The sequence below is a fragment of the Synechococcus sp. W55.1 genome (assembly GCF_047461655.1).
Taxonomy (GTDB): domain Bacteria; phylum Cyanobacteriota; class Cyanobacteriia; order Thermostichales; family Thermostichaceae; genus Thermostichus.
On record NZ_JANSHN010000001.1, the window covers coordinates 165,092 to 187,279 of the forward strand.

Below are 22,188 nucleotides of genomic sequence, written 5' to 3' on the forward strand. Positions count from 1 at the left end.
GGTCTCGAAAGGTCAACAGATTGAGAGTAGGCAAAAGGAAAGCAACATCAACAGTGTCTGCAAACTATCTCCGAAAACATCAGTCCTCGGCAATTCTAGGCGCGGTTATGGTTGACAAGCAACAGGGATCCGTAACTTTACAAAAACTTTAATCAGCTAAAAAAGAGAGAAGTAGCCTGCCCTGCTTTATCCAGTTAACCCAGTGCAACAACAGAACAACTCGCTCCATTCCGCCTACCCAGGGCTCAGACTGCTCTCAAGGCAAAATCAATCCATAGCTTTGCTTCTATCGACTTTATCACAGCCTTCCAAAAAGGGCACAGGCCACTACAAGGTGCAATCTCCAGACAAAAGGGACAGAGGCTGTCCGGCAGGATTCTACCTGCATCTTGTGGGAAGGCAAGTAGCTGAGCAGCTTTAGACTCTAGATATTGTAGATAGATATTGTAGATGAACCCCGAACAGACCGTCTTCGATTCAGAACTCTCCCCTTGGCTTCTTAGGAAGGATAGCATAGGGTACCAAGCCCGCTGCCTGAGAAAGTGTTGACTTTCCACCAGAGACGACTTCTGCCATGGCAACCACTCCCCAACGCCAGACCCTGCCAGTTGTCGATTTCGCCGCCTTTCAAAACGGAACGTCAGGTGAGCGGGAGCAGTTTGTCCGCCAGGTGGGGGAAGCGCTGCAACAGATTGGCTTTTTTGCCTTGGTTAACCATGGCCTATCGCCGGAATTGATCCGGGAAGCCTATGAAGCCGCAGAAGCCGTTTTTCTTTTGCCAGAGCCAACCAAGAGAGCCTATGAGGATCCGGCGCTGCTGGGGCAACGAGGGTACACCCCCTTTGGCAAAGAACACGCCAAAGATCATCCCTATCCTGACATGAAAGAGTTTTGGCACATCGGGCGCGAAGGGGATCCCCACCTTCCTGCCAACATCTGGCCTCGGGAGGTGCCCCAATTTCGCAGGGTGATGGTAGAGCTGTTCGCCCAACTGGAAACCTGTGCCCAGGGCCTGTTGCAGGCGGTCTCTCTGTATCTGGGGGAGCCTGCCGAATACTTGCCCAAAGCGGTGGAAGGAGGAGCCAATCTCTTGCGGGTGATTCACTATCCGCCCCTTCCCGCTGAAGCCCCTCCCCAGAGTTTACGAGCTGCAGCCCATGAAGACATCAACTTGATCACGCTCTTGTGTGAAGCCACCGCGCCAGGGCTAGAGCTTCTGCAACGAGATGGATCTTGGCTGCCCATTTCGGCCCTCCCTGGTCAGATCATTGTCGATGCTGGGGATATGCTGCAAAACCTCACCAATGGCCTGTTGCGCAGCACCACCCATCGGGTGACCAACCCCGACAACCCTCAAGAATGCCGCTTTTCCATTCCCTTCTTTGTGCATCCGCGGCCAGAGGTGGATCTCACGCCCTTGCCGACTTGTGTGGCCCGCACCGGCGGGATCCCTCGGTTCCCTTCCCTGACTGCCGGAGAATACTTGGCCCAGCGGTTGAGGGAAATCGGCCTGGCCGAGGCAGGATCCCCGCCCCAGCATTGATCCCAACTGGGGGTCTCTATGTTTCGGATCCCGGCCTTGCCCTACGAGTATGAAGTTCCCGGCCTGTCTCAGTTGGCCCTGGTGATCATCGATATGCAGCGAGATTTCCTGGAGCCGGGCGGCTTTGGGGAAATGTTGGGCAACGATGTCACCCAACTGGGATCCATTGTGCCCACCCTGGAGGAACTGCTGGACTTCTGTCGTCAGAAGGGCCTAACCATCATCCACACCCTGGAGGGTCACCAGCCAGATCTCTCCGATTGCCCGCCCAGCAAGCGCAAACGCGGCAAGGGATCCCTGACCATTGGGGACGAAGGCCCTATGGGGCGGATTTTGATTCGGGGAGAGCCGGGCAACGCCATCATCCCTGAGCTTGCCCCGATTGCGGGAGAGATCGTCATTCCCAAACCCGGCAAGGGGGCTTTCTACGCCACCGAGCTGCAAGCAATCTTGCAAAAGCGCGGCATCACCCACCTGCTGTTCACCGGGGTAACCACAGAAGTCTGCGTGCAAACCACAATGCGCGAGGCCAATGACCGCGGCTATGAGTGCCTGCTGGTGGAAGATTGCACCGCCAGCTACTTCCCAGAGTTCAAGCAAGCCACCCTGGAGATGATCCGGGCGCAAGGGGGCATCGTCGGCTGGACGAGTTCTGCTCAGAACATCCAAAAAGCGTTATCGGGTTTACAGTGAGTGTGAATAACCCAACAAGCGTGAGGCTGAACCGATGACACTGGCTCAGGAGGCAACTGCCCAAGTCCCCGCCTTTTGCGAAGGGATCCAGTACTTCGGGGATCCCTGGCCGGAATTTGACCGCCTGGGCCAGGCCCCTGCAGTGGATGCCGGCACCGGGAAACTGAGGGATCCCGGCAGTCGCATGGCCGCCTACCAAACCTTGCTCTATGCCGATGCCTTGCGCTACCTCACCCTGCAAATGACCGCCAGTAAAGCCTCAGGCCATCCGGGCGGATTTGCCAGCCAAGCAGAAGCCTATGCAGCTCTGGTGTACCTGGGCCAGAAGAACATCCCCACCGAAGTCGGGCACCACGCGCCGGGCTTTTACGCGGCCATGTTTTTGGATGGATCCCTGGCCGAGATGGGCATCCACACCGTCGCCGACCTGCGGGCCCGTTTTCGAGAGCGGGAAGGGCTGTTGGGTCACCTCTCTGGCTACATTCCCGGACTGCTGGCGCCGGCTGGGCCGCTGGGGCAGGGGCAGCACTTTGCCATGGCGGGGGCATTACTCTACCCGGATCGCCTCTTCCCGGTCACGATTGGGGATGGCGGCCTGGGGGAGCCCTATGTGATGAGCTCCATGATTCACTTCCACACGGCTTTCCCGCAGCGCACCAACTTCCTGCCGGTGCTGGTCTGGAACGGCTACAGCCAAGAGCACCACAGCATGATCTCCACCGCCAGCAACGCCCAGATGGCCGAGTATTGGCGGGGCAACGGCTTTGAGAAAGTGATTCTGGTGGACGCCAAAGACTTCGACGATGCCCAGCAGCCCGGCCCCTATGTCGATAGCACCCAGTTTTCCCTGGAAGCCCGCCTTGCCTTTGCCCAAAGGGTGCTGATCGAAATGGAGCGAGCCATCCAATCAGCCCTGAGCGGACAATTAACGGTTTTCATCCTCAAGCAACTGAAGGGGGCTGGGGTACATGCCAAGGGATCCAAGTCCCACAACCTCTACGGCCACCACACTCTGGATCACCCGGACATTGTGGCGGCTCTGCGGGCGCGGGCTTTACACCCGGCAGCTTGGGCCCTGGTGCGACAGAACTGCCAACGGGCAGCCGGGGGGCCAGCCGCCAAGGTGGCGGTTACAGAGTTCGTTCGGCCTTTGCCGCCTTTGGGATCCCTGAACCTGACGGAGTTTCCCCTGGGGGACAAGCAGGTTTCTACCACGGCCATCGGATCCCTGGTGGTGCAGGTGGGGCAGAAGGATCCCGACTTTTTGGTGGCCAATGCCGACGGCAACGAAGCTTCCGGCATCGCCAATGTGAACCAAGGTCTCAAGGTGATTCACCCCACGGTGGATCCCTTATACAACCAACAGCCCCAAGGCCAGGTCTACGAACCCCTGAGCGAAGATGCCTGCGCGGGGCTAACGGCGGGCCTAGCCCTCTTCGGCGGACGCTCCCTGTGGTGCTCCTACGAGTCCTTTGCCGTCAACGGCCTACCCATCTGGCAGACGGTAACCCAAGCCATGGCGGAGCTGCGCCGGCCCACCCCCTCGGCCATTGCCCTCTTCACTGCCGGCGCTTTGGAACAGGGGCGCAACGGCTGGACCCACCAACGCCCGGAAATTGAGGCCTACCTGGCAGCCATGATGCGCAACGGCAACATCTTTCCCCTCTTCCCGCCGGATGCCAACTGTGCCCAAGCTGCCTACGAATGGGCCCTATCCACCTGCAACAAAGGGATCCCTATCATCGCCAGCAAAACTCCCCTGCCCATCCGCACCACCCTAGAACAAGCCCGCCAAGCAGTAGAGCAAGGCTGCACCGTCCTTCAGGAACTTCCTGGATCCCGCACCGTGGTCTTTGCCGTGGTGGGGGATATGATTCTCCTGCCCGTGTTCGAGGCGGCTGAGCAGCTCCAAGCCCAAGGAATCGGCTGCAAAATCGTCTCGGTGATTAACCCCCGCCGTCTGTATCGCCCCGGCGACGTGGCTTGGTCCACCTGTGCTCAGCCAGATGGGGAATTCATGTCCGACCAAGAATTTGCCGCTTGGTTTGCCGGCGAGGCCCTCATTGGGGTAACAGGCGGATCTAGCCTGATGCTCGAACCCTTGATGTTGCGCTATGCCGGCCCGCGGGATTTCTTCGCTTGGAAACGCGGCGAAACCACCGCCACCCCCGCCGAATTGATGGACTACAACGGCCTGACAGCTCAGGCACTGTCAGAACGAGCCAAGCAACTGCTATGCTGAGGGCGAGCTTTTAGCTTGGTTAGCATTGTCCACCTTATTTTTTCCTATGACTGCGGCTAGATATCTCCGAGAGAAGCTTGAGAGGATGTCTCCCACCGAGAGGGTAGAGCGAGTTGTTGTCCAACACTTTGCTTCTCCTCTCCTGCAGGCGCTTGGCTTTGACGAGTCGGAAATTAGAGAAGAATTCGAGACAGGTTGCGGCCAGGTCGATCTCGCAGCAAGAAAGAACGGAGATCCTGAAGATACTTTCTTTAGATCCCCGAAGAATCCCTACTTGCTTTTGGAGGCAAAATCTAGAGCAGTTAATCTCAGAGAAGGATCTTACTATAGAGATGCAGTTTGTCAGATAGAAAGTTACTTGCTTGCCAAGAACTGCAAATCTGCAAAATGGGGAATTATCACCAATGCAAATAACATCCAGCTTTGGAGGAAGCACGGAAAAGTCGTTCACCCTGCTACAGCAAACTTCTCCATTAATCCAGATAACATTGAGACCATAGTACGTGATTTGCGAAACAAGCTAGAAAACTATGAGCGTGCCTTGACTATATGTGTGTACAATAACAAAGGAGGCGTAGGCAAGACAACGACTGTCATCAACTTGGCAGCAGCACTTGCAGCAAAGGGAAAAAGAGTCTTAGCTGTTGATTTTGATTCTCAGGGAGACTTGACAAGAAGTTTTGGCCTTTCTCCTGGAGAGATTACGCTAACACAATGCTTGAAAGATCCAAAGATAGATGTTCATAGTATTATTCAATCGCGTAGCTATTCAATTAAAAATGCCAAGAATAAGTTCCCCTATATCTTTGACTCAACTCTCGACATTAGCTTTGACATTATCCCAAGAGACCCTGAGCTGGAGACGTTGACCGACAGCCAGTCGCTAGCATATATCCAAAAGGGAACCCGACGCCTTCGAGATCTGATTGCCCCTCTTCGCAATGAGTATGATTACATCCTAATCGACTGCCCAACTCAATGGCTTTACTTCAGCCAAAGTGGTGTTTTTGCTGCCGATGTTATTTTGATACCTACCCGCCCCGACGATCCGTCTTCCCTGAATAATGCTGTTAGAGTAATCACCAAGTTTATTCCAGAAACTGCTAGGTCACGACAGGATGGTGGCCCTATTGCTTTGCCTACCTTTTTCAACGGCGTCTCTTCGAGAAGTGAATACACTATTAGACTAGCTCACGAAGAGATACGGAAGCTTATCGACCAGGAGAAAAGTGTAGATCTACTTCCATATTTCTGGCCGCATTTTAAGAAAGGTAATGAAAACAAAAGCATTTTTAGGATACCTGACTATGCAGTGATATCCTCTGCAAAGTTTGATCGAATTCCTGCCGTCTTTAACGACAGGAGAGTTTTAGAATACTACCAGAGTCTTGCCCGTGAGTACTTTATCGATGAGTGAGTTTTCAGATCTAGGTAGGTTGGTTAACTTACCCCTTGAGAGCATTACGCCCGCCGATGGGTTTTCTGCTCCCTCCTTCCTTGTTACAGCAGCCGCAAATCAGCTAAGGGCAACAGGAGGACACAACTGGGTTCCTCTGCTGGTGGCCGAGTCTGGCGACTATCAGTACAAGGCCATTGGTAACCATTTTGTCTATGCAGTTGCTCAAGAAGCGGGACTGGAAAGGCTATGGTGTATCGTTGTCGATCCTGATCCAGAGCAGGTTAAGCAGGCCCAGATTCTCGCCAAAGAAATTGTTCCGAAGGTAAATTTGACCAATACATCGAGAGAGACTATCTTGGCTGCGCTAAGATACCTAGCCGAGCGACCCAGCAGTCCCCTCAAGGGAGTCGATGTAACCATTGCAGCTGCCCGGATTGCAGAGGCGGATAGAAGTTGGTGGCAGGACTTAACCCCCATAACCAAGCTTGGGTGCAAAATTACGCGAGGCAAAAAACTGGATGCCCTATCGGAAGTATTTTTCGTAACTCCTACAGCGTTGCCCCCTACTCTGAAGAAATCATCCAAGAGATCTGCGGCATCCGCTGGCGCGAAGAAAGCGACCTCAACTCGCTCGCGGAAAAAAACAGAGGGAGAGAGCTGAAAGGGATCCCTTCAAAAACATATTCTCCTCTCCACATCACCGAGGCCCGACTCCGCTTGCTGTGGGATGCCTGCCTCAAGCCTCCCTTTGAATGGCTACTGCCACCCAAACAGCCTTGGCCGCTCTCAACAACAGCCTCCATGGCAGGTATGCTCTGCTTACCTAGGACGACCGGATCCATCTGGAGCTCATGCACAGGATGATCACCAGCATCTTGGAGATCGACCTGACCCAAACCGTCCGGTATTATCTTGACCACAGGGATCCCCTCCTTATCGCCTGGATCCTGGGCCGTGATCAAGCGCTCCAGACCTGTTGAAACCTCATATTGTTCAGGGTCAGGCCCCATTGGGATCCAACGCTGCCACAGATCCGAGGCTTTGTAGCTACAGAGTTTGAGGACTCGATAAACTTATGAGGTCGAAGCTCAACGGCTGGAACCGGTAGGATTGACTTATCTTTGGCCGGTGTCCTGTTAGGAATGGATCATGGCGCTTTACGACCGCGATTTTTATGCCTGGACACAAGAACAAGCCGCGCTGCTGAAATCGGGGCAATGGGATCAATTGGATATTCCCAACTTGGTGGAGGAAATTGAGGCTTTGGGCAGGCAAGAACGCCGCGAACTGGTGAATCGACTGGGGATCCTGGTGGGCCATTTGCTAAAGTGGCGGTTTCAGCCCCAACAACGAAGCAAAAGTAGGATAGCCACAATTATCGAACAGCGGCAAGAAATCCAGGAGTTAATTGCGGATAATCCCAGCCTTAAATCTTATCTGGTTGAAGCAATAGAAAAAGCTTATCAAAAGGGCATACTGCTGGTGGCTAAAGAAACGCCTCTATCTCTGGACGATCTGCCTGCCCAGTGTCCCTACATATTGGATCAGGTGATGGATCCCAACTTTTACCCCGAACAGGAGAATTCCCAGTGACGCTAGACCTCGATACTTATGCCCATACTTAAGAAGGCGATGGCACTACATGAACTTTGCTAGCTTTGCTCCTTGTGTTAACTCTGCTGGCCCTAGCAGCTCAATTTTCTCACTCCGATGTTAGATGCTCTCTTCAAAATAATCACTATCAATCTTCTTTACCGGATACAATGAAACTGTAGATACGCCAACATCGTGCTCAATCATTAGATTTGTTAGTTGTTCGCCGTCAATCAAAACAATCTTACTGCCGATCTGCGAAACGTAGCTGCTAGCGTCTTCAGTAAACCTGGAGGTAGTGATAAAAATACCCTTGTTTGCTCTTTGAGCCTGTAAAGCACCCACAAACTGCATGACATCAGGACGACCTACCGGATTGCTATCCCAACGCTTTGCCTGAATATACACAACATCAAGACCGAGTTTGTCCTCTTTTATGATCCCATCAATTCCACCATCGCCACTCTTGCCAATTGCTTTGCCCGCATCTGCTCGTGAACCTCCATAGCCCATTTTGACCAGCAGTTCCACAACAACCTTTTCGAAGAAGGCAGGCGATACTTTCTTTAGCTTGGCAAGCAGTTCATCAGCCAGTTTGTCACGGAGACTTTCATATGCAGCTTCTAACTGCTCTAATGGTGTCGCTGCCGAAGTCTCTGATAAAGCTTTTTGTTTGCTTGCCTTGTTGCTGCTTCTTGTGTCTTTGGGCCCCTCAAATTCTCGGAATTCAGGATATTGCCTGAGTAACTCTACATTGATGGTTTTGGGCTGTTTTTCAAGAAGATCTCTTCCGCGGTCAGTAATTTGGTAGAATCCTCTGCGCGTTGTTTCCAGCAGCCCTGCCTTTTTCATATAAGTTGCAGCCCAGCCGACGCGATTGACAAAGGTTGGCTGTACACCGCTCGGCAGCATCTCCCTGAGATCGTCCTCTGTGAGGCCCAGTTCCTTTGCCAGAACTTCAACAGCTTCGCTGGTTGATATTTCGGTTTCTTTACGTGCTGCAAACTGGAGAAGTGGCAACATCAAGCTCTGATAATCGGGAACGGCCATCTGTAGAACCGATGTGTAAACAGGGATCCCAACATGTTTCGCTCATAACTCTACGACAAGCCTCTGCTACAAGCCAGCTAGGGTATCTGTCAGGCTCGGAAACCTCTGACAAGAGTTTGGCATGGATGGCTCAGGCGTGATTTGAACACGCGACCAAGGGCTTATGAGTCCCCTGCTCTACCGCTGAGCTACTGAGCCAGGATAGTGCTTAACTAGAATAGCACTCTTGGGCCGGAACTGCGCCTCAGAAAATCCCCTCAGCCCCCTCTCGGGAAGAAGCCCCAGACAAGGCAATGCCTATCGGCAGGCCAGGGCAGCTTCGTAAACCCGTCGGTTGGCCGCGAGAGACTTCTCCAAATCCACCAGTGGGCGAGGGTAGTCCACCCCCAATCGGACTCCAAATTGCTTCTGCTCGGCAGCAGTGAGGCGATAGGGCTCGTGGATTTTATCCCCCGGGATCCCGGCCAATTCCGGCAACCAGTGGCGCAGATAGCCTCCTTTGGGATCATACTCGCGAGATTGCTTGGGGATGTGGAAGTAGCGGAAGCCACGGGCATCATTCCCTACGCCGGCGGTGTAGTTCCAATTGCCGTAGTTGCTGGCCACGTCGTAGTCGATGAGCAACGACTCAAACCACTCAGCGCCCATGCGCCAGTCGATGCCCAGGTTCTTGGTCAAAAAGCTGGCCACATTCTGCCGTCCCCGGTTGGACATAAATCCGGTAGCCGCCAGCTCCCGCATGTTGGCATCCACCAAGGGGTAGCCCGTCTCACCCCGACACCAAGCCTGAAAGCGCGGCCAATCCTGCTGCCAAGGGATGGGGATCCCTTGGATCCCAGAAGGACGGAACAGTTTGGCGCCGTGCTTGGCCAAGATAAACCGAAAATAATCCCGCCACAGCAGCTCAAACACCAGCCAGTAGGTGGACTCATTGCGCACCCGCTCCTGCTCGTAACGCTTGACCTCGGCATAGACGGTGCGAGGGGAGATGCAGCCCAGGGCCAACCAAGCAGAAAGCCGGGAGCTATCGTCGGGATCCAACATGCCGTTGCGGGTTTCTTTATAGAGGCGCAGCCGATCCAGATCCCAAAAGTAGGTTTGCAGGCGGGCATGGGCAGCGGTGCTGCCGCCAAGGTAGGTGAAGCGAGCCCGTGGATCCCTAGCAGGTGAAGATAGCCCCAGCGAGGCCAGGGTGGGCAGAGGGCCGGGATCCAAACCCGACGGCAGGGGGGGGATCGCGGGAATGGGCAAGGGATCCCGGATGGGAGTGCTTTCCTCGACTTGCTTTCGAAAGCGGGTGAACAGCTCCGGCAGTTGGGAGAGGCAAAAGGGGAGATCTTCAGGGTGGTAGAGGGTGTGGCCCCAATCGACCTGCAACGGGATCCCCAGAGGCTGCAAAGCCCGCTCAACCGCTGCCGCCACCTCCTTCTCCTCGGTGCCCACCTCTTCATGGGCGTAGACCGCCTTGACTCCCCACTCCTGTGCCAAGGTGGGGATCACGTGTTCCGGCTGTCCCTGGCGGATCACCAAATCCGAGCCGCGCGACCGCAACTGCTGCCGCAAATCCGCCAAACTCTCCAGCAAAAACTGACCGCGGAAAGGGCCGGTTCTGGGGCGGAGCCCAAGGGAAGTCTCGCCGAACTGGCGGGGATCCAAGCAATACAAGGGGATCAAAGGGGATCCCTGTTGGCATGCCCGCGTCAGCGGCTGGTGATCCAGCAGGCGCAAGTCGGTGCGAAACCACAGCAGTACAGTCATTCTGCAGCTACCCTACACGGATCCCGCGGACTCAGACGTGGACACCCGAACTCCAGTTGGACGCCCCAGCTCAGGGCTGGGAACAAAATGAGGCACATCGGCAGCCGGGATGTGGATGGGGGCCTTGGTGCGCGGATGATAGGTTTGCCGGGCGGGACGATGGCGCAGGGAGAACGTGCCAAAGCGAGCCAGCCGCACGGATCCCCCCTGGGCCAGGCATTGGCTAATGCTGTCCAGCATAGCCTCCAGAGCAGCAGCAGCCATTTCCACGGTCAGGCCATCCACCTGCGCGGCCATCTGGCGGGCCAGCAAACGGCGAGTCAAATGAGGAGGAGAAGCCACCAACCGACCCTCTAGACAACAGAACACAGATAGGGGCTTAGAGCACCTCCAGTTCACTCTCGAAAAACCAATGTCGAGAGCGATCGGGAAACTCCAGAATGTAGCCGACACCGCTGCCATCGACCACACGCCGTGCCAGCACCACAGCCTCTTTGCCCACCAGAGCGCTGAGGTTTTCTTGTCCGCGATCCTGGACAGAGCGAACTTTGACCTTATTTCCAACCTTGATCGCCATAAAACCGCGAAGAGACTTACCACTCAAGATGGTACGGCAAAAGTCCCCTTGCCGAGCTCCTGCCGCACCTCTGCTGGGGTTGACCCCGATGGGATTGCTAGAATGGGGTCAGAGTGCCGTGCCCCAGGGAAGACTGCCTCCGTGATTGCCCTTTCCCTCAAACCCGCCCACTGCTCCTGGAGCGTTATCAGCTTTCCCTCCACCCTCTACACTCAGCCTGTCCTCGATCTCTTGATCTCAAAAGTCCCTCCCGCCTGGAGAGCAGAAGTACGTTTGGGCTTACAGGAAGCGATCATCAATGCCGTCCGCCACGGCAACGGCCTCGACCCCAACAAGAAGGTGATCATCGAGTACGCCAGCTCCGAACCCTTTTACCAATGGCTGGTGCGGGATCAAGGGCCTGGCTTTCGTCCCCAATGCAAGCTCCACCTCTGCCAACACGGCATCTCGGAAACTGAAGAAGAGGACTCCGTCCCGCTGTCGCGATCGGGCCGGGGGATGCTTCTGCTCACCCAAATCTTCGACTTTGTGGAGTGGAATGAAATGGGCAACCAGGTCTATCTGGCCAAGTACATCCACCCCAACTGCCGGGATCCCTGGATAGTCTGACCCTCAATGCCACTCCCAAAACAGCTTGCCCATTTGGGTAATCTGGCAGCCCCGATCGGGGTAGGGAGCTTCAGAAACCGCTAGGGCTGTGGTGGCGAAGGCAAAGCGCGTGGATGCCCAGCGGGATCCCTTAGCGCTCCGCGCCGCTGACGCGACCGGGTCGGGCAGCTCGCTTTCCAAGAGCAACCCCAGGGATCCATATCCATAGCCCAGATTGCGGTGGGGCAGGGGGGCCACCAACTTGCGCCAGGCGCGGTCGGCACCCAAGGGGGGATCCGCAAGGGCCGCCTCCAGAGCCGCCAGAGAAGAAGCCAGGTAGGAATAGCCTTTGCGGTCGGCGTGATACACCTGCGCCGGCAACGGGATCCCCGACGGCGACTGGGGAAGAGCTTCTGCCGCCGGCAACGGCAGGGATCCTCCCTTCCCGCTGACTTCCAGCCGCTCCCCTGCCAACACGGGGATCTCCGGTCGATGGGTGGAGCGGTGAGGACTCCGTCCCGCTGTCGCGACCGGCTGGGGTTCTGACTGCCCCCCTGCGGGAATGGTTGGTTTGGCCCAGGCGGTGGCGGTGCCACGCTTCGTTGCCAGAGAGATTACCTGCCAGCCTTGGGCGCGCGCCCGCTCATCCAGATCAAAATAAGGACTCCGTCCCGCTGTCGCGACCGACTCATCCGGCATCTTGCCGACCCACAGCCAGGCCGGATCCCCGTCGCCGGGCAATAGGGCAAAGGCAAACTCTCCCCGTTCCGGCAACAGACGCTGCCAGTCCAGCGCCACCTGAGATTGCAAGCGCTGCCGCCACTGGCCGGGATCCACCCGCAATCCCAGGGGATTTAGGGGCTGGATCTGCCCCAGGCTCTGCCAAACTGAGGCCAGATTCTCTCCGGAAACCAGCGCCAAGGTCTCATCCGGCAGATGTTGAAGGATCTGCGGGCGAAAGGCTTCTGCTGTCGGCAAGGAGAACCCGGCAGGCGCATGCCAGAGGGCAGCACTTTCGGCCACCAAGCCGCGGAAGTTTACCCCCAACCCCAGCCCTACCGCCTGCAACGTCAGCCCATCTGAAGAAACCGCCTCTGGATTTTGCCAGAAGGCCCAACCCACATGCGCCTCCCGCAAGGGCTGGATGACCTGCTGAAACAGAGGCTGAGCCACCAGAGACAACTGCGGCAACTGCCAAGCATCGATTGCAGCCCGAATGGCAGCAGGCTGCTCCGCCAGCAACACGTATTGCTCGCCGAAAACGGCTGCCGAGAAACCCTGCAGGCCCGGAATCGGGCTAGACACCACCTGAATGCCCTTGTAAGTGTCCACCTGCACCGGCCTCCCGGCCAAGCTCTGCCGTTCCCACAACAGGTTCAGCTCAAATTGAGAGACTGCCGCATCCCGCGTTTCTAGGGCAACCAAGGTGCCCCACTCCGGCAAACTGGCCAAGAGGGTGCTCCTCCCCAGCCAGGGCCGCACCTCCCGCTCGAAATCAAGGGATCCCCCGGCCAGCATGGATCCCAGCCAGCCTGGGCCTTCGGGGGAGAAAAACTTTCGCCATTGCTGACGGGTAGCGCGTCGCTGAGGGGCAGGGGTTGCCGCTTGCCAAAACGCTTGCACCTCGTCCAGGGGAACGGCCAACACCAGCAGCGCTTGCGCAGAGCTGGGGGCAAAGCCCACAATGGGTGGCAGCTCCGGGTGGGCCAGCAACAAAGCTACCGGACTGCGGGTGAGCAGCCACACGACAACCCACACCATCAGGGCGGCCAGAAGACCCAACCCGATTAGGATCCCGCGCAAGAGTTGCCGTCGTCCCATATCTCATCTCTTCACCGAGGGAGACGTAGCGCGTGTACCCAGGCCCTAATGCTTCACATCACTGGCATGAACAGGCCCAGGAAGAAGAGCTGCCCTCAGTCATGCATGATAAAACCTTACCATGGAACAGAGGCTCATCCTGGTGCGCAAGCTGGAGCCCACTGCTGAGCAGGCGGTCAAGCTTAGAGGCACCCTACAAGCCTTTGTGATCCGCACCACCATTCCAAACCAACGTGCAGATCAGCCCTGCCTTGACCAGCCCGGCAGCTATCTAGGCCCATCCGAAAGTCAAACCCATGTCAGAGTTTCAACTGGTTTCTCCCTATCAACCCACCGGAGATCAACCTAAGGCAATTGCCGGTTTGGTGAAGTCAATTTCAGAAGGCCATCGTTTCCAAACCTTGCTGGGGGCAACCGGAACCGGCAAAACATTTACCATCGCCCACACCATCCAGCAAATCGGCAGGCCCACCTTGGTGATGGCCCACAATAAGACGCTGGCGGCACAACTGTGCAATGAGCTACGAGAGCTGTTTCCCAATAATGCCGTCGAATACTTCATCAGCTATTACGACTATTACCAACCGGAAGCCTATGTTCCCAGCACCGATACTTACATCGCCAAATCTTCCTCTATCAACGATGAAATCGATATGCTGCGGCACTCGGCTACCCGCTCCTTGTTTGAACGGCGGGATGTGATTGTGGTGGCCTCGGTGAGCTGCATCTATGGTCTGGGCATGCCAGAAGAATACCTGAAGGCTTCCATCCCCTTCAAAGTCGGCCAGGAGATCAACCAACGGGATGTCTTGCGGGATCTGGCCAGCATCCAGTACGAGCGCAATGACCTGGAGCTGGTGCGAGGGCGATTTCGCCTCAAAGGAGATGTGCTGGAAATTGTGCCGGCGTATGAGGATCGGGTAATTCGCATCGAATTTTTTGGGGATGAGATCGAGGCCATTCGCTTAATCGACCCGGTTACAGGCGAGATTTTGAACAGCCTCAGCGCCCTCAGAGTTTATCCTGCTCGGCACTTTGTGACGCCAGAAGCACAACTGGAGCGGGCAATCCTCAACATCGAGCAAGAACTGGAAGAGCAACTGGCCCTCTTTCGCAAAGAAGGCAAGCTCCTGGAAGCCCAACGCCTAGAGCAGCGCACCCGCTACGACCTAGAAATGCTGCGGGAGGTGGGCTATTGCAATGGGATCGAAAACTACTCCAGACATTTAACGGGACGCAAAGCAGGAGAGCCCCCCGCCTGCTTGGTGGATTATTTCAAGGCCAACGATTGGCTGCTGGTGGTGGATGAATCCCACGTGACCGTGCCCCAAATTCGCGGCATGTACAATGGCGACCGTGCCCGCAAGCAGGTGCTGGTAGATCATGGTTTTCGCCTGCCCAGCGCCCTCGACAATCGCCCCCTCAAAGCCGAAGAGTTTTGGGCCAAAGTTCATCAGTGCATCTTTGTTTCGGCTACTCCCGGCAACTGGGAACTAGAGCAGAGCGAGGCCCAATTTGAAACCCTGGTGGAAGATGGCAAGACCCTGAAGTTCTATGTGCCCGGCAGCGGTCGGGTTGTCGAACAGGTAATTCGGCCCACCGGCGTGGTGGATCCTGAGGTGCATGTGCGCCCCACGGCTGGGCAAGTGGACGATTTGCTGGGAGAAATTTACTTGCGATTGGAACGCTCTCGGCAGGGATCTGCCGAACGGGTGATCGTGACCACCCTCACCAAACGGATGGCAGAAGATCTCACAGAATATCTCCAGGAGCGAGGGATCCGAGTTCGCTATTTGCATTCCGAGATCACCTCGATTGAGCGAATTGAAATCTTACAAGATTTTCGAGAAGGGGCCTTTGACGTGTTGGTAGGAGTTAACTTGCTGCGGGAAGGGTTAGACCTGCCGGAAGTCTCCTTGGTGGCCATTTTGGATGCTGACAAAGAAGGGTTTTTGCGAGCAGAGCGCTCCCTGATTCAGATGATCGGGCGGGCAGCGCGGAATGTCCGTGGAACGGTGGTGATGTACGCCGACACCATGACCGGCAGCATGGCCCGGGCCATTGCCGAAACCCAGCGTCGCCGCGAGATTCAATTGCAATACAACCGCCAACACAACATCGCGCCCAAGCCCATTGTCAAGAAAAACAGCAATGCCATCTTGTCTTTTTTGGCCATCTCCCGCAAACTCAGCAACCCAGATCTGGAAAAAGCCTTTCAAGCTGCGCAGGAGATTCCTCTCTCCGAGATTCCAGAGCTGATCGGCCAACTGGAACTGAAGATGAAAGAGGCCGCCAAAAACCTAGAATTTGAGGAAGCCGCCGAGCTGCGAGATAGAATCAAAAAGCTGCGTCAACGCCTTCTGGGCCATTCTCAGGGCACCTAAAATCCTTGCTCAGATCGGCCAAAATTGAGGTCGGCTTGTGCCACCATGAGCTTGCGGGGCAGCACCAGGGATCCCCAATTGATCGATAGGCGTTCGTATCAAACCGGCCATGCAGGACTCTGTCCCATTTCGGCGAGCAGTTCTCTTGATTGGGCTGGCGGTGGGGATAGGTCTCTGGCTTACCCCTGCCGTCGCCTCTGCCTCCTCAGGGATCCCCTTGGCTCAAGCCCTTGAATTTCGGGATCCCAACTTTTTCCTGACGGATCCCCGCCCCACACCGGAGGGATCCCCTGCCCCAGCCCCCAGCCCAATCGGGATCCCTTTGACCGGCCAAGAGGGCACAGAAGTGCTGGTCGGGAACATACCGGTGTTCCGCCTGCAGACGGCAGAGTACCCCAGCGATGTGCGGGCCGACAACGTTCGGGCGATCATCGAGCGCTTTCTGGAAGAAGGCCAGTTGCCGGAGCCAGAGGTACGGGTGGCCCAGGATGCCAATGGGCAATACATCTTACGCCTGGGGGAAAGAGGCCGCTTTGAGCGCACACAACGGTATTTGTTCACCGTCACCTATGCCGATGCAGCCGCAGAGCGCAGGGTGGCACCGGGTCAGGTGAGCCTGAATGACGTGCGTCTGGTGGCCAACAGTTGGGCGCGGCGGTTGGAGCAAGCGATTGCCGATTACCGCGAAGACCTGCTGGCTCTGCAACGGGCCCAGGATCCGCGCGTGCTGGTTCTGACCCTCCTGGCAGGGATCGCCACCCTGGTGGTGGGGTTCTTTCTCTGGCGGCTGTTCGACCGCAGCCTAACCCGCTTGCAACGCTGGTTGGAGCTTAAGGCCGGAGAGACCTGGGGCACCTGGATCGATGTGGGTGGGATGCTGCTGCGGGGCGTGGGGGTGATCCTCATCGCCGGCATCTCGCTGGATCGCGGTATCAGCTTCATCCCTGCCCTACGACCGTTTCAGCGCTCCTTTTACCTGGGCCTGGGTCGTGTGGTCGCCACGGCTCTGGGCGTTCTCACCCAGCCTCTGCCCAACTCCAGCGTTTCGATTGCCAGCTTGCTGGTCTTCCTCGTCCTCTCCATCTTGGTTTTCACCGGCGCCCACTACGTCAGTGTTGGCTTCAAGCAGCGCTTTTTGGCACGCCTGGGGCTGGATCTGGGCACCCAAGAGTCTTCGGCGGCCATCTTCAAGTACATCCTGACCCTGTTCGGCATCCTTCTGGTCTTGCCCTTCAGCGGCCTTAATCTGGGCTCCTTGGCGGTTATTGCCGGGGCGGTGGGTTTGGGGATCGGCTTTGGTTTGCAAAACCTCTCCAACAACTACATCAGCTACATTGCCATTTTGCTGGAGCGCCCCATCCAAATCGGGGATCTGGTGGAAGTGGACAACCTGCTCGGCACAGTGGAGCGCATTGGCCCACGGGCCACCGTCTTGCGCACCCTGGATCGCATTTTTGTGATTGTGCCCAACTCCCGCTTTACCGAATCGAAGGTGGTGAACTGGAGCTACCGGGATCCCCGCTGTCGCATTCACATTCCGGTGGGCGTGGCCTACGGCTCCGATACCGCCTTGGTTACCGAAGCCCTGCTCAGCGCCGCCAGAGAAAATGCTCGGGTGTTGAGCAGCCCTGCCCCCCAAGTCTGGCTCAAGTCCTTTGGCCCTTCTGCACTTAACTTTGAGCTGCTGGTGTGGATCAACCGTCCTCAAGATCAGTTTGTCTTGATCAGCGAGCTAAACTTCCTGATCGAGGCTGAGTTTCGGCGACGTGGGATCCGCATCCCCTTCCCGCAACAAGATATTCATATCCGCAGCCTAGAGGGATTTGCCCCCCTCAGTCAAAATGGCGGATCCCCTTCTTTGCCCGATACCGACTCCATTCACTCTGCCCTCAAAGAAGCGGCTCAATCGCCGGAAGACCAAAATGGTGTTTCCTAAGCTATTGCCTGCCATTGACACCCTATCGACACCATGTTGCAGCGGTTAGATGAGGTACTGGGAAGCTTTGGCAGCCATCCCCGTTGGGCTGAACTGAAGCAAATGCAAACCCTGCGGCAGCTCTGGCCCGAACTCGTCGGAGAGGCCGTAGCCGCCCAAACCTATCCTCTCAGCCTGCGCCGACAGGTGCTGCAGGTGGCCACCTCTACCCCGGCCTGGGCACAAAACTTAACCTTGCAACGCCAGATCATTCTCAGGAAACTCAACAGCCGGCTACAATCTCCCCTCAGCGATATCCGCTTCAGCTCTGGTGCCTGGCACAAGGGATCCAGCCCGGCTGCCCCCCATCCTGATGCGGAGCTGACCAGCAAGTTTTATGGCGCTCCCCGCCTAGCAGACCAAGATGGACAACGCCCTGGATCCTGTCGCAGCCCCAATCCAAAACAGCCCACCTCCGACCCGAAAGTGGCTTTCGAGCGCTGGGCCAGAGTGGTGAAGCAACAACAAACCCAGGAGAACCTGTTCCCTTGCCCCGCCTGCCGCTGTCCTACCCCTGCCGCCGAATTGGAGCGTTGGTTTGTCTGCGGGTTCTGCCATCGACAATCCTTGCGCCCGCCCAGCTAACTCAGGAAACTCGAATTACGGTTGCTTCAAATGGCAATCAAACGATTCGTCAGGTCGATCCCCAACTTCTTTCTTCCTCTGAGAGAGGTTGTGGATGGTTACGGCAGCGGCAAGGAGCGCTTGGGAAGCGTCTCAACCCAGTTTGAAATGCAACTGCGAACCCTTAATCGTTCATAGCCCGATAGGTGGCTACTGAAGACGGCGATACACGGTTTAAATAGCGGAAGATCCAATACTTAAAAAGTGTATCCAGAAAAACCGGAAAAGTAGCAATAAAGCCGTAGATAAAATCGCGATTCTCCGGTACCCCCAAATGAGCAGCCAAATTACCCAGCAGCACCTCCCAACCGTGGGGAGAGTGATAACCGACAAACACATCGGTAAAGAGAATAATAATGAAAGCCTTGGCACTATCGCTGAGACCGTAGATCAGACGATCCAAAAAAGACTTGAGGACTTCGATTTCCTCACGCCCAACAAAGATAAGCCAGCCAAACACCAGCAGCGAAAGCAAATCAGCAAGGATATTCTTCAAGCCTTCCGAGTTCCTACGGCTATATTTTTTCAGCAGTTCCTCTGCCTTCATGGACAGTTGATCTGCTGATTCCAGATCCCACTCTGGAGATTGATGGTGCAAAGCTCGCTCAAATTCTATTCTTTCCTTGAAAAACTCGAACTCTGTCAGGGCTTTTTCTTGAAATTCGTGGCTCAGAGCCACAATGGCAGGCTCCCGTTGTTGCAAGTGATCTACCAATGGCCCAAACAGAAAGTTTTTCGAGAGGATCTGGGTGAGCAGAGGCAAAATGGCCAACAACAACAGAAAACGAATCGATACCAGTGTGCGAGTGCGAGCCTCGCGATACTCCTGGATCAGTTCCTCTTCGGCCTGGGAACTCAGCTCACGGCGGATTTGGCTGGCTGTGCGCAGAATAGAACGGGGCAGAATCGCAGCTTTGGAAGCGACCGGGGCAGCGCCATTGCCGGAGCCTGCCTTGACAGAGACATCAGGAGAACTGGGTTGGGTTGAGGTAGGTTGTTCTGGCCGTTCGAGAGGCTCAGGTGAAGTGGAAATTGAAGCAGAGATGGGCTGGGATTTTCTGGTCGGGCGTTTGTATCGAGAAGTCACCTGATCGATAAACTGCAGTTTCTCCAAAATGGAAAGATCTCGTCTTTGGCAACCATTCTCGGAGTTTTCGCTGCTGCTTTCAGAAACATTGGCCTCAGCGGCATGGAGTTGTTGAGCTTTATCTTGGGCAGAAGTAGGGCCGCTGCCATTTTGCTCGGGATCCGGCAGGCGAGAAAGGGCGCTGCTGGCTCTGAACTCTGCCAAACGCAGATCGATCTGGCGCAGTTGCCGGCGCAGTTGAATTTGAAAGTAGCGGCTGACATTCTGGCCATGTTGCCCGTTGCTGCCGATGGATCCTCCCTGGAAGTATTGATCCTCGATGGCTTTAATGCGCAGGGCAGCCTCATAAGCTTGGTCAAGGGAGCGCAGGGGGGTATTTGAGATCCATTGGCCCAGCCTGCTCAATACGGATTCTCCCATTGCTCGTTCCCGTGGCACTCCCCATGGGGGCCGATCCACACATTACAGTGATCCGATTGACTAATTATTGTAACGAGTCCTGGGTGCCTAGGCGGGAATCCCAACGGTGGAGAAGTACTTGCAGAGACTGGCCCTGCCTCGACAGAAGTACAGACCGGCACCTTTGGGTCAGAGCAAACTTCAGTATCCCTTAAAGCGCTTGAGGGCAAAGCCACAGATCTGCAGCAGCCGCAGCCCCTCTCGCACATGGTGAATGTTGGAGCGACCATAGGTTCTGGGGAAATAGCGCACGGGGATATCCAGGATCTTCAGGGTGCGCTTGGCGGATCCCAGCAACAGGTCAAAATCTCCAAACGGGTCGAAATCCCCCCACTCTTGGCACAGCTTGGCAATCTGCTGGTAATCCTCCCGCCACAGGGCCTTGGTGCCACAGAGGGAATCTTTGATGCGGATGCCGAGAATGTAGGAGAGGAGAGCGGCAAAAAAACGATTGGCCCATTGGTTTAGCCGAGGCATTGCCTCTGGTTTCAGGGGATAGATAAGGCGACAACCATTGGCAAAATCACATCGCCCGGAAGCCACAGCCCGGAAAAACTTGGGCAGGTCCTCTGCCTGTACGGTCAAATCGGCATCGAGGATGATCAACACATCCCCTGTAGCGGCGGCTAGCCCCTTGCGCACCGCATCCCCCTTGCCCTTGCCCTCCTGCCGTAGAGCCCGGATATTGCGGATCCCTTGGTATTCCGCCTGTACCCGCTGGATCTCGGCCCAAGTCCCGTCGCTGGAATGCCCCTCCACAAAAATGATCTCGGTGCGGGATCCCATCTCGGGCAAATGTTCCACGCAGCGGCGGATGTTGCCCGCTTCATTCCGAGCCGGAATCACCACGGTGCAGGAAGGCTGCTGCTCAGGGGGGGGATCCCAAGCCGGGTCGGGCTGCAGGCGAGCGATCGTGTACTCTGTCAGGCAGAGGGCGTTGATCCCGGGCAATGGGGCAATCACCCGGTTGATCACAGTCGAAAGGAACGGGATCCGCCGCGGCAACAACAGCCGCTTGCCCTGCTGAATGACCTCGTATCCTGCCAAGTGCAGCAGGTTGGCCACATCGGCTGCCGATAACCAGTTGGCTGCCGGCAGAGGCATCCGTTGCTTGAGAGCGGTTGCCAGGCTCAGAATCGGCTCCCAGAGTGGGTTGTGGTGGGAGAGGATCAGGCGGGTGCGTGGGGTACAGAAGCGGCGCAACTGCTGGAGAACCTGCTGGATGTCGGCCAGGTAGCCCAGGGTATTGACGAGCAAGATCACATCAAAAGGCTCCGCCAAGACGGGATCCCCTTTGTCCAGCGTGTGGGCATCTTGCACCCGGAAATGGAGATGGGGAAACTCTGCCTGAGCTTGGGCAACAATGTCCGCATCCCGGTCGATCCCCACCCCGAAGCTGGGCTGCAAGGCATTGAGCAGGGATCCCGTGCCGGAACCAATCTCCAAGATGCGCAAACCGGCAGGGACAAAAAAGCGATGCAGCCGCTCCAGATCCTCGTGGTAGTAGCGGTTTTTTTGCCGCCAATAATACAAGGGGTGGGTCAACGCTGGCAAGGGATCCCTGGGGTATCGCTGGATAGTCTTCGATCATAAGGTGTGATCGTTTGCAACAACGGCTTCAAGCACCTTAGATCTCAATCTGTTGGTCACCCAACCCAGCTGGATCCCCGACAACAGGGGCGAAGCCCTCCAGCGACTGCGTACCGCAGCCACATCTTGCCACCCCAGTCTCTCCCCACCCAGCGATAGCAGTACAGGGAAAAGGGAAGCATTGGCGGGCAAGTGCCAACGAGCGGGGATCTCAGCGACGACGCACTTTATCCCTTTGGCTGACAAAGATGATGGCGCCAAAGAGAGCCCCCAGCACAACTGCACCAGCCACCAAGCTCCAGAGGAAGTTAGCAAGTGAGGGAGTCATAAAAGCGTTTCCTCCTCGTGCAAATAACCATTGCCCAACGGCTTTTCGATTATACCGAGCCCTGTCACCCTTCCAAAGCCTGCCTTTGTCCCTGCCGGGCGCTGTCATTTGGTAGTTTGGTATTCCAGGGGCACCTCCTCTAGGGTTTGGCTCTTGCCGGCAAAGGGGTTATCCGGCGTTAAGAACAGCATACAGTGACATTCCTTGCGCTCCCGCATGGGTACACAGGGGCAATTCCAATAGCCTGCTTTTGCTTCTGCCTCTTTGTCTTCATAAAAACGACAGGGACACAGCGGGGCGCCCAATTGCTCTTTGTGCAGAGCCAAGCCTTCGATCACCGCCGTCGTAATTGATGGATCCGAGCAGAAAAAGGTCTCGGAGCGTTTGGCGTAGGTTTCTGCGAAATGCCGCATCAACTCAAAGCTCTTCTGTGAGGACTTTTTGTAACCACGACTTTCCATGACGATTCCCAAAGGT

19 protein-coding genes and 1 tRNA gene are annotated in these 22,188 nt (G+C 56.2%); 10 read left to right on the forward strand and 10 right to left on the reverse strand.

What is annotated here, in order from left to right; translation table 11 throughout:
- The first annotated feature begins 574 nt into the window (after nt 1-574).
- From NW816_RS00695 to NW816_RS00720, 6 genes are all read left to right on the forward strand, one after another.
- On the forward strand, nt 575-1,543 hold the full coding sequence (locus NW816_RS00695) for an isopenicillin N synthase family dioxygenase (RefSeq protein ID WP_414407887.1): 969 nt from the start codon (nt 575-577) through the stop codon (nt 1,541-1,543).
- An 18-nt stretch (nt 1,544-1,561) separates the two neighbouring features.
- Complete coding sequence (locus NW816_RS00700) at nt 1,562-2,236, forward strand: cysteine hydrolase family protein (RefSeq protein WP_414407888.1); 675 nt, start codon at nt 1,562-1,564, stop codon at nt 2,234-2,236.
- A 34-nt stretch (nt 2,237-2,270) separates the two neighbouring features.
- The gene (locus NW816_RS00705; protein WP_414407889.1) at nt 2,271-4,478 is read left to right on the forward strand and encodes a phosphoketolase; all 2,208 of its coding nucleotides are present in this window, start codon (nt 2,271-2,273) and stop codon (nt 4,476-4,478) included.
- 85 nt (nt 4,479-4,563) lie between these two features.
- The gene (locus NW816_RS00710) at nt 4,564-5,895 is read left to right on the forward strand and encodes an AAA family ATPase (protein WP_414407890.1); all 1,332 of its coding nucleotides are present in this window, start codon (nt 4,564-4,566) and stop codon (nt 5,893-5,895) included.
- A complete protein-coding gene (locus NW816_RS00715) occupies nt 5,888-6,538 on the forward strand; it encodes a Rho termination factor (RefSeq protein ID WP_414407891.1) in 651 nt (216 codons plus the stop codon). Before NW816_RS00710 ends, NW816_RS00715 begins: the two co-directional genes overlap by 8 nt.
- Before the next feature lie 488 nt (nt 6,539-7,026).
- Nucleotides 7,027-7,470 carry a DUF29 domain-containing protein gene (locus NW816_RS00720; RefSeq protein ID WP_414407892.1) on the forward strand — a complete coding sequence of 148 codons (444 nt, stop codon included), beginning with the start codon at nt 7,027-7,029 and terminating at the stop codon, nt 7,468-7,470.
- A gap of 120 nt (nt 7,471-7,590) precedes the next feature.
- Here NW816_RS00720 and NW816_RS00725 read toward each other — a convergent pair whose 3' ends face one another.
- From NW816_RS00725 to NW816_RS00745, 5 genes are all read right to left on the reverse strand, one after another.
- Nucleotides 7,591-8,520 (reverse strand): restriction endonuclease, encoded by a 930-nt coding sequence (locus NW816_RS00725; RefSeq protein WP_011432440.1) that lies wholly within the window; start codon nt 8,518-8,520, stop codon nt 7,591-7,593.
- A gap of 126 nt (nt 8,521-8,646) precedes the next feature.
- Nucleotides 8,647-8,718 (reverse strand) — tRNA-Met (locus tag NW816_RS00730).
- A 99-nt stretch (nt 8,719-8,817) separates the two neighbouring features.
- The gene (locus NW816_RS00735; protein ID WP_414407893.1) at nt 8,818-10,278 is read right to left on the reverse strand and encodes a DASH family cryptochrome; all 1,461 of its coding nucleotides are present in this window, start codon (nt 10,276-10,278) and stop codon (nt 8,818-8,820) included.
- 12 nt (nt 10,279-10,290) lie between these two features.
- Complete coding sequence (locus NW816_RS00740; protein WP_414407894.1) at nt 10,291-10,620, reverse strand: HU family DNA-binding protein; 330 nt, start codon at nt 10,618-10,620, stop codon at nt 10,291-10,293.
- 37 nt (nt 10,621-10,657) lie between these two features.
- On the reverse strand, nt 10,658-10,855 hold the full coding sequence (locus NW816_RS00745) for a cytochrome b6f subunit family protein (protein ID WP_041436278.1): 198 nt from the start codon (nt 10,853-10,855) through the stop codon (nt 10,658-10,660).
- Nucleotides 10,856-10,996: 141 nt separating this feature from the next.
- Between NW816_RS00745 and NW816_RS00750 the strand changes: the two genes are divergently transcribed.
- Complete coding sequence (locus NW816_RS00750; RefSeq protein WP_414407895.1) at nt 10,997-11,464, forward strand: ATP-binding protein; 468 nt, start codon at nt 10,997-10,999, stop codon at nt 11,462-11,464.
- Between the two features lie 3 nt (nt 11,465-11,467).
- Here the strand turns inward: NW816_RS00750 and NW816_RS00755 are convergent, their stop codons facing one another.
- The gene (locus tag NW816_RS00755; RefSeq protein WP_414407896.1) at nt 11,468-13,264 is read right to left on the reverse strand and encodes a DUF3352 domain-containing protein; all 1,797 of its coding nucleotides are present in this window, start codon (nt 13,262-13,264) and stop codon (nt 11,468-11,470) included.
- A gap of 296 nt (nt 13,265-13,560) precedes the next feature.
- On the opposite strand from NW816_RS00755, the gene uvrB reads away from it, so the two are divergent.
- The 3 genes from uvrB to NW816_RS00770 all read left to right on the forward strand — a co-directional run bounded on the left by uvrB (nt 13,561) and on the right by NW816_RS00770 (nt 18,208).
- Complete coding sequence (uvrB, locus tag NW816_RS00760) at nt 13,561-15,648, forward strand: excinuclease ABC subunit UvrB (RefSeq protein ID WP_414407897.1); 2,088 nt, start codon at nt 13,561-13,563, stop codon at nt 15,646-15,648.
- 109 nt (nt 15,649-15,757) lie between these two features.
- A complete protein-coding gene (locus NW816_RS00765; RefSeq protein ID WP_414407898.1) occupies nt 15,758-17,584 on the forward strand; it encodes a mechanosensitive ion channel family protein in 1,827 nt (608 codons plus the stop codon).
- Between the two features lie 33 nt (nt 17,585-17,617).
- Complete coding sequence (locus NW816_RS00770) at nt 17,618-18,208, forward strand: DUF721 domain-containing protein (RefSeq protein ID WP_414329102.1); 591 nt, start codon at nt 17,618-17,620, stop codon at nt 18,206-18,208.
- Between the two features lie 163 nt (nt 18,209-18,371).
- Here NW816_RS00770 and pxcA read toward each other — a convergent pair whose 3' ends face one another.
- From pxcA to NW816_RS00790, 4 genes are all read right to left on the reverse strand, one after another.
- Nucleotides 18,372-19,754 carry a proton extrusion protein PcxA gene (gene pxcA, locus NW816_RS00775; RefSeq protein ID WP_414407899.1) on the reverse strand — a complete coding sequence of 461 codons (1,383 nt, stop codon included), beginning with the start codon at nt 19,752-19,754 and terminating at the stop codon, nt 18,372-18,374.
- Between the two features lie 180 nt (nt 19,755-19,934).
- A complete protein-coding gene (locus tag NW816_RS00780) occupies nt 19,935-21,338 on the reverse strand; it encodes a glycosyltransferase (protein WP_414407900.1) in 1,404 nt (467 codons plus the stop codon).
- Between the two features lie 256 nt (nt 21,339-21,594).
- Nucleotides 21,595-21,711 (reverse strand): photosystem II reaction center X protein, encoded by a 117-nt coding sequence (locus NW816_RS00785; RefSeq protein WP_011432450.1) that lies wholly within the window; start codon nt 21,709-21,711, stop codon nt 21,595-21,597.
- Nucleotides 21,712-21,815: 104 nt separating this feature from the next.
- On the reverse strand, nt 21,816-22,172 hold the full coding sequence (locus NW816_RS00790; protein WP_011432451.1) for a ferredoxin-thioredoxin reductase catalytic domain-containing protein: 357 nt from the start codon (nt 22,170-22,172) through the stop codon (nt 21,816-21,818).
- Nucleotides 22,173-22,188: the final 16 nt, after the last annotated feature.

What these genes read in the sequence shown, in the direction of transcription:
- NW816_RS00710 (WP_414407890.1), top strand. Translation starts at nt 4,564, where the DNA reads ATGTCTCCCACCGAGAGGGTAGAGCGAGTTGTTGTCCAACACTTTGCT.
- NW816_RS00765 (WP_414407898.1), top strand. Translation starts at nt 15,758, where the DNA reads ATGCAGGACTCTGTCCCATTTCGGCGAGCAGTTCTCTTGATTGGGCTG.
- NW816_RS00695 (WP_414407887.1), top strand. Translation starts at nt 575, where the DNA reads ATGGCAACCACTCCCCAACGCCAGACCCTGCCAGTTGTCGATTTCGCC.
- NW816_RS00705 (WP_414407889.1), top strand. Translation starts at nt 2,271, where the DNA reads ATGACACTGGCTCAGGAGGCAACTGCCCAAGTCCCCGCCTTTTGCGAA.
- pxcA (WP_414407899.1), bottom strand. Translation starts at nt 19,754, where the DNA reads ATGGGAGAATCCGTATTGAGCAGGCTGGGCCAATGGATCTCAAATACC.
- NW816_RS00770 (WP_414329102.1), top strand. Translation starts at nt 17,618, where the DNA reads ATGTTGCAGCGGTTAGATGAGGTACTGGGAAGCTTTGGCAGCCATCCC.
- uvrB (WP_414407897.1), top strand. Translation starts at nt 13,561, where the DNA reads ATGTCAGAGTTTCAACTGGTTTCTCCCTATCAACCCACCGGAGATCAA.
- NW816_RS00715 (WP_414407891.1), top strand. Translation starts at nt 5,888, where the DNA reads ATGAGTGAGTTTTCAGATCTAGGTAGGTTGGTTAACTTACCCCTTGAG.
- NW816_RS00725 (WP_011432440.1), bottom strand. Translation starts at nt 8,520, where the DNA reads ATGGCCGTTCCCGATTATCAGAGCTTGATGTTGCCACTTCTCCAGTTT.
- NW816_RS00790 (WP_011432451.1), bottom strand. Translation starts at nt 22,172, where the DNA reads ATGGAAAGTCGTGGTTACAAAAAGTCCTCACAGAAGAGCTTTGAGTTG.
- NW816_RS00785 (WP_011432450.1), bottom strand. Translation starts at nt 21,711, where the DNA reads ATGACTCCCTCACTTGCTAACTTCCTCTGGAGCTTGGTGGCTGGTGCA.
- NW816_RS00755 (WP_414407896.1), bottom strand. Translation starts at nt 13,264, where the DNA reads ATGGGACGACGGCAACTCTTGCGCGGGATCCTAATCGGGTTGGGTCTT.
- NW816_RS00700 (WP_414407888.1), top strand. Translation starts at nt 1,562, where the DNA reads ATGTTTCGGATCCCGGCCTTGCCCTACGAGTATGAAGTTCCCGGCCTG.
- NW816_RS00720 (WP_414407892.1), top strand. Translation starts at nt 7,027, where the DNA reads ATGGCGCTTTACGACCGCGATTTTTATGCCTGGACACAAGAACAAGCC.
- NW816_RS00745 (WP_041436278.1), bottom strand. Translation starts at nt 10,855, where the DNA reads ATGGCGATCAAGGTTGGAAATAAGGTCAAAGTTCGCTCTGTCCAGGAT.
- NW816_RS00735 (WP_414407893.1), bottom strand. Translation starts at nt 10,278, where the DNA reads ATGACTGTACTGCTGTGGTTTCGCACCGACTTGCGCCTGCTGGATCAC.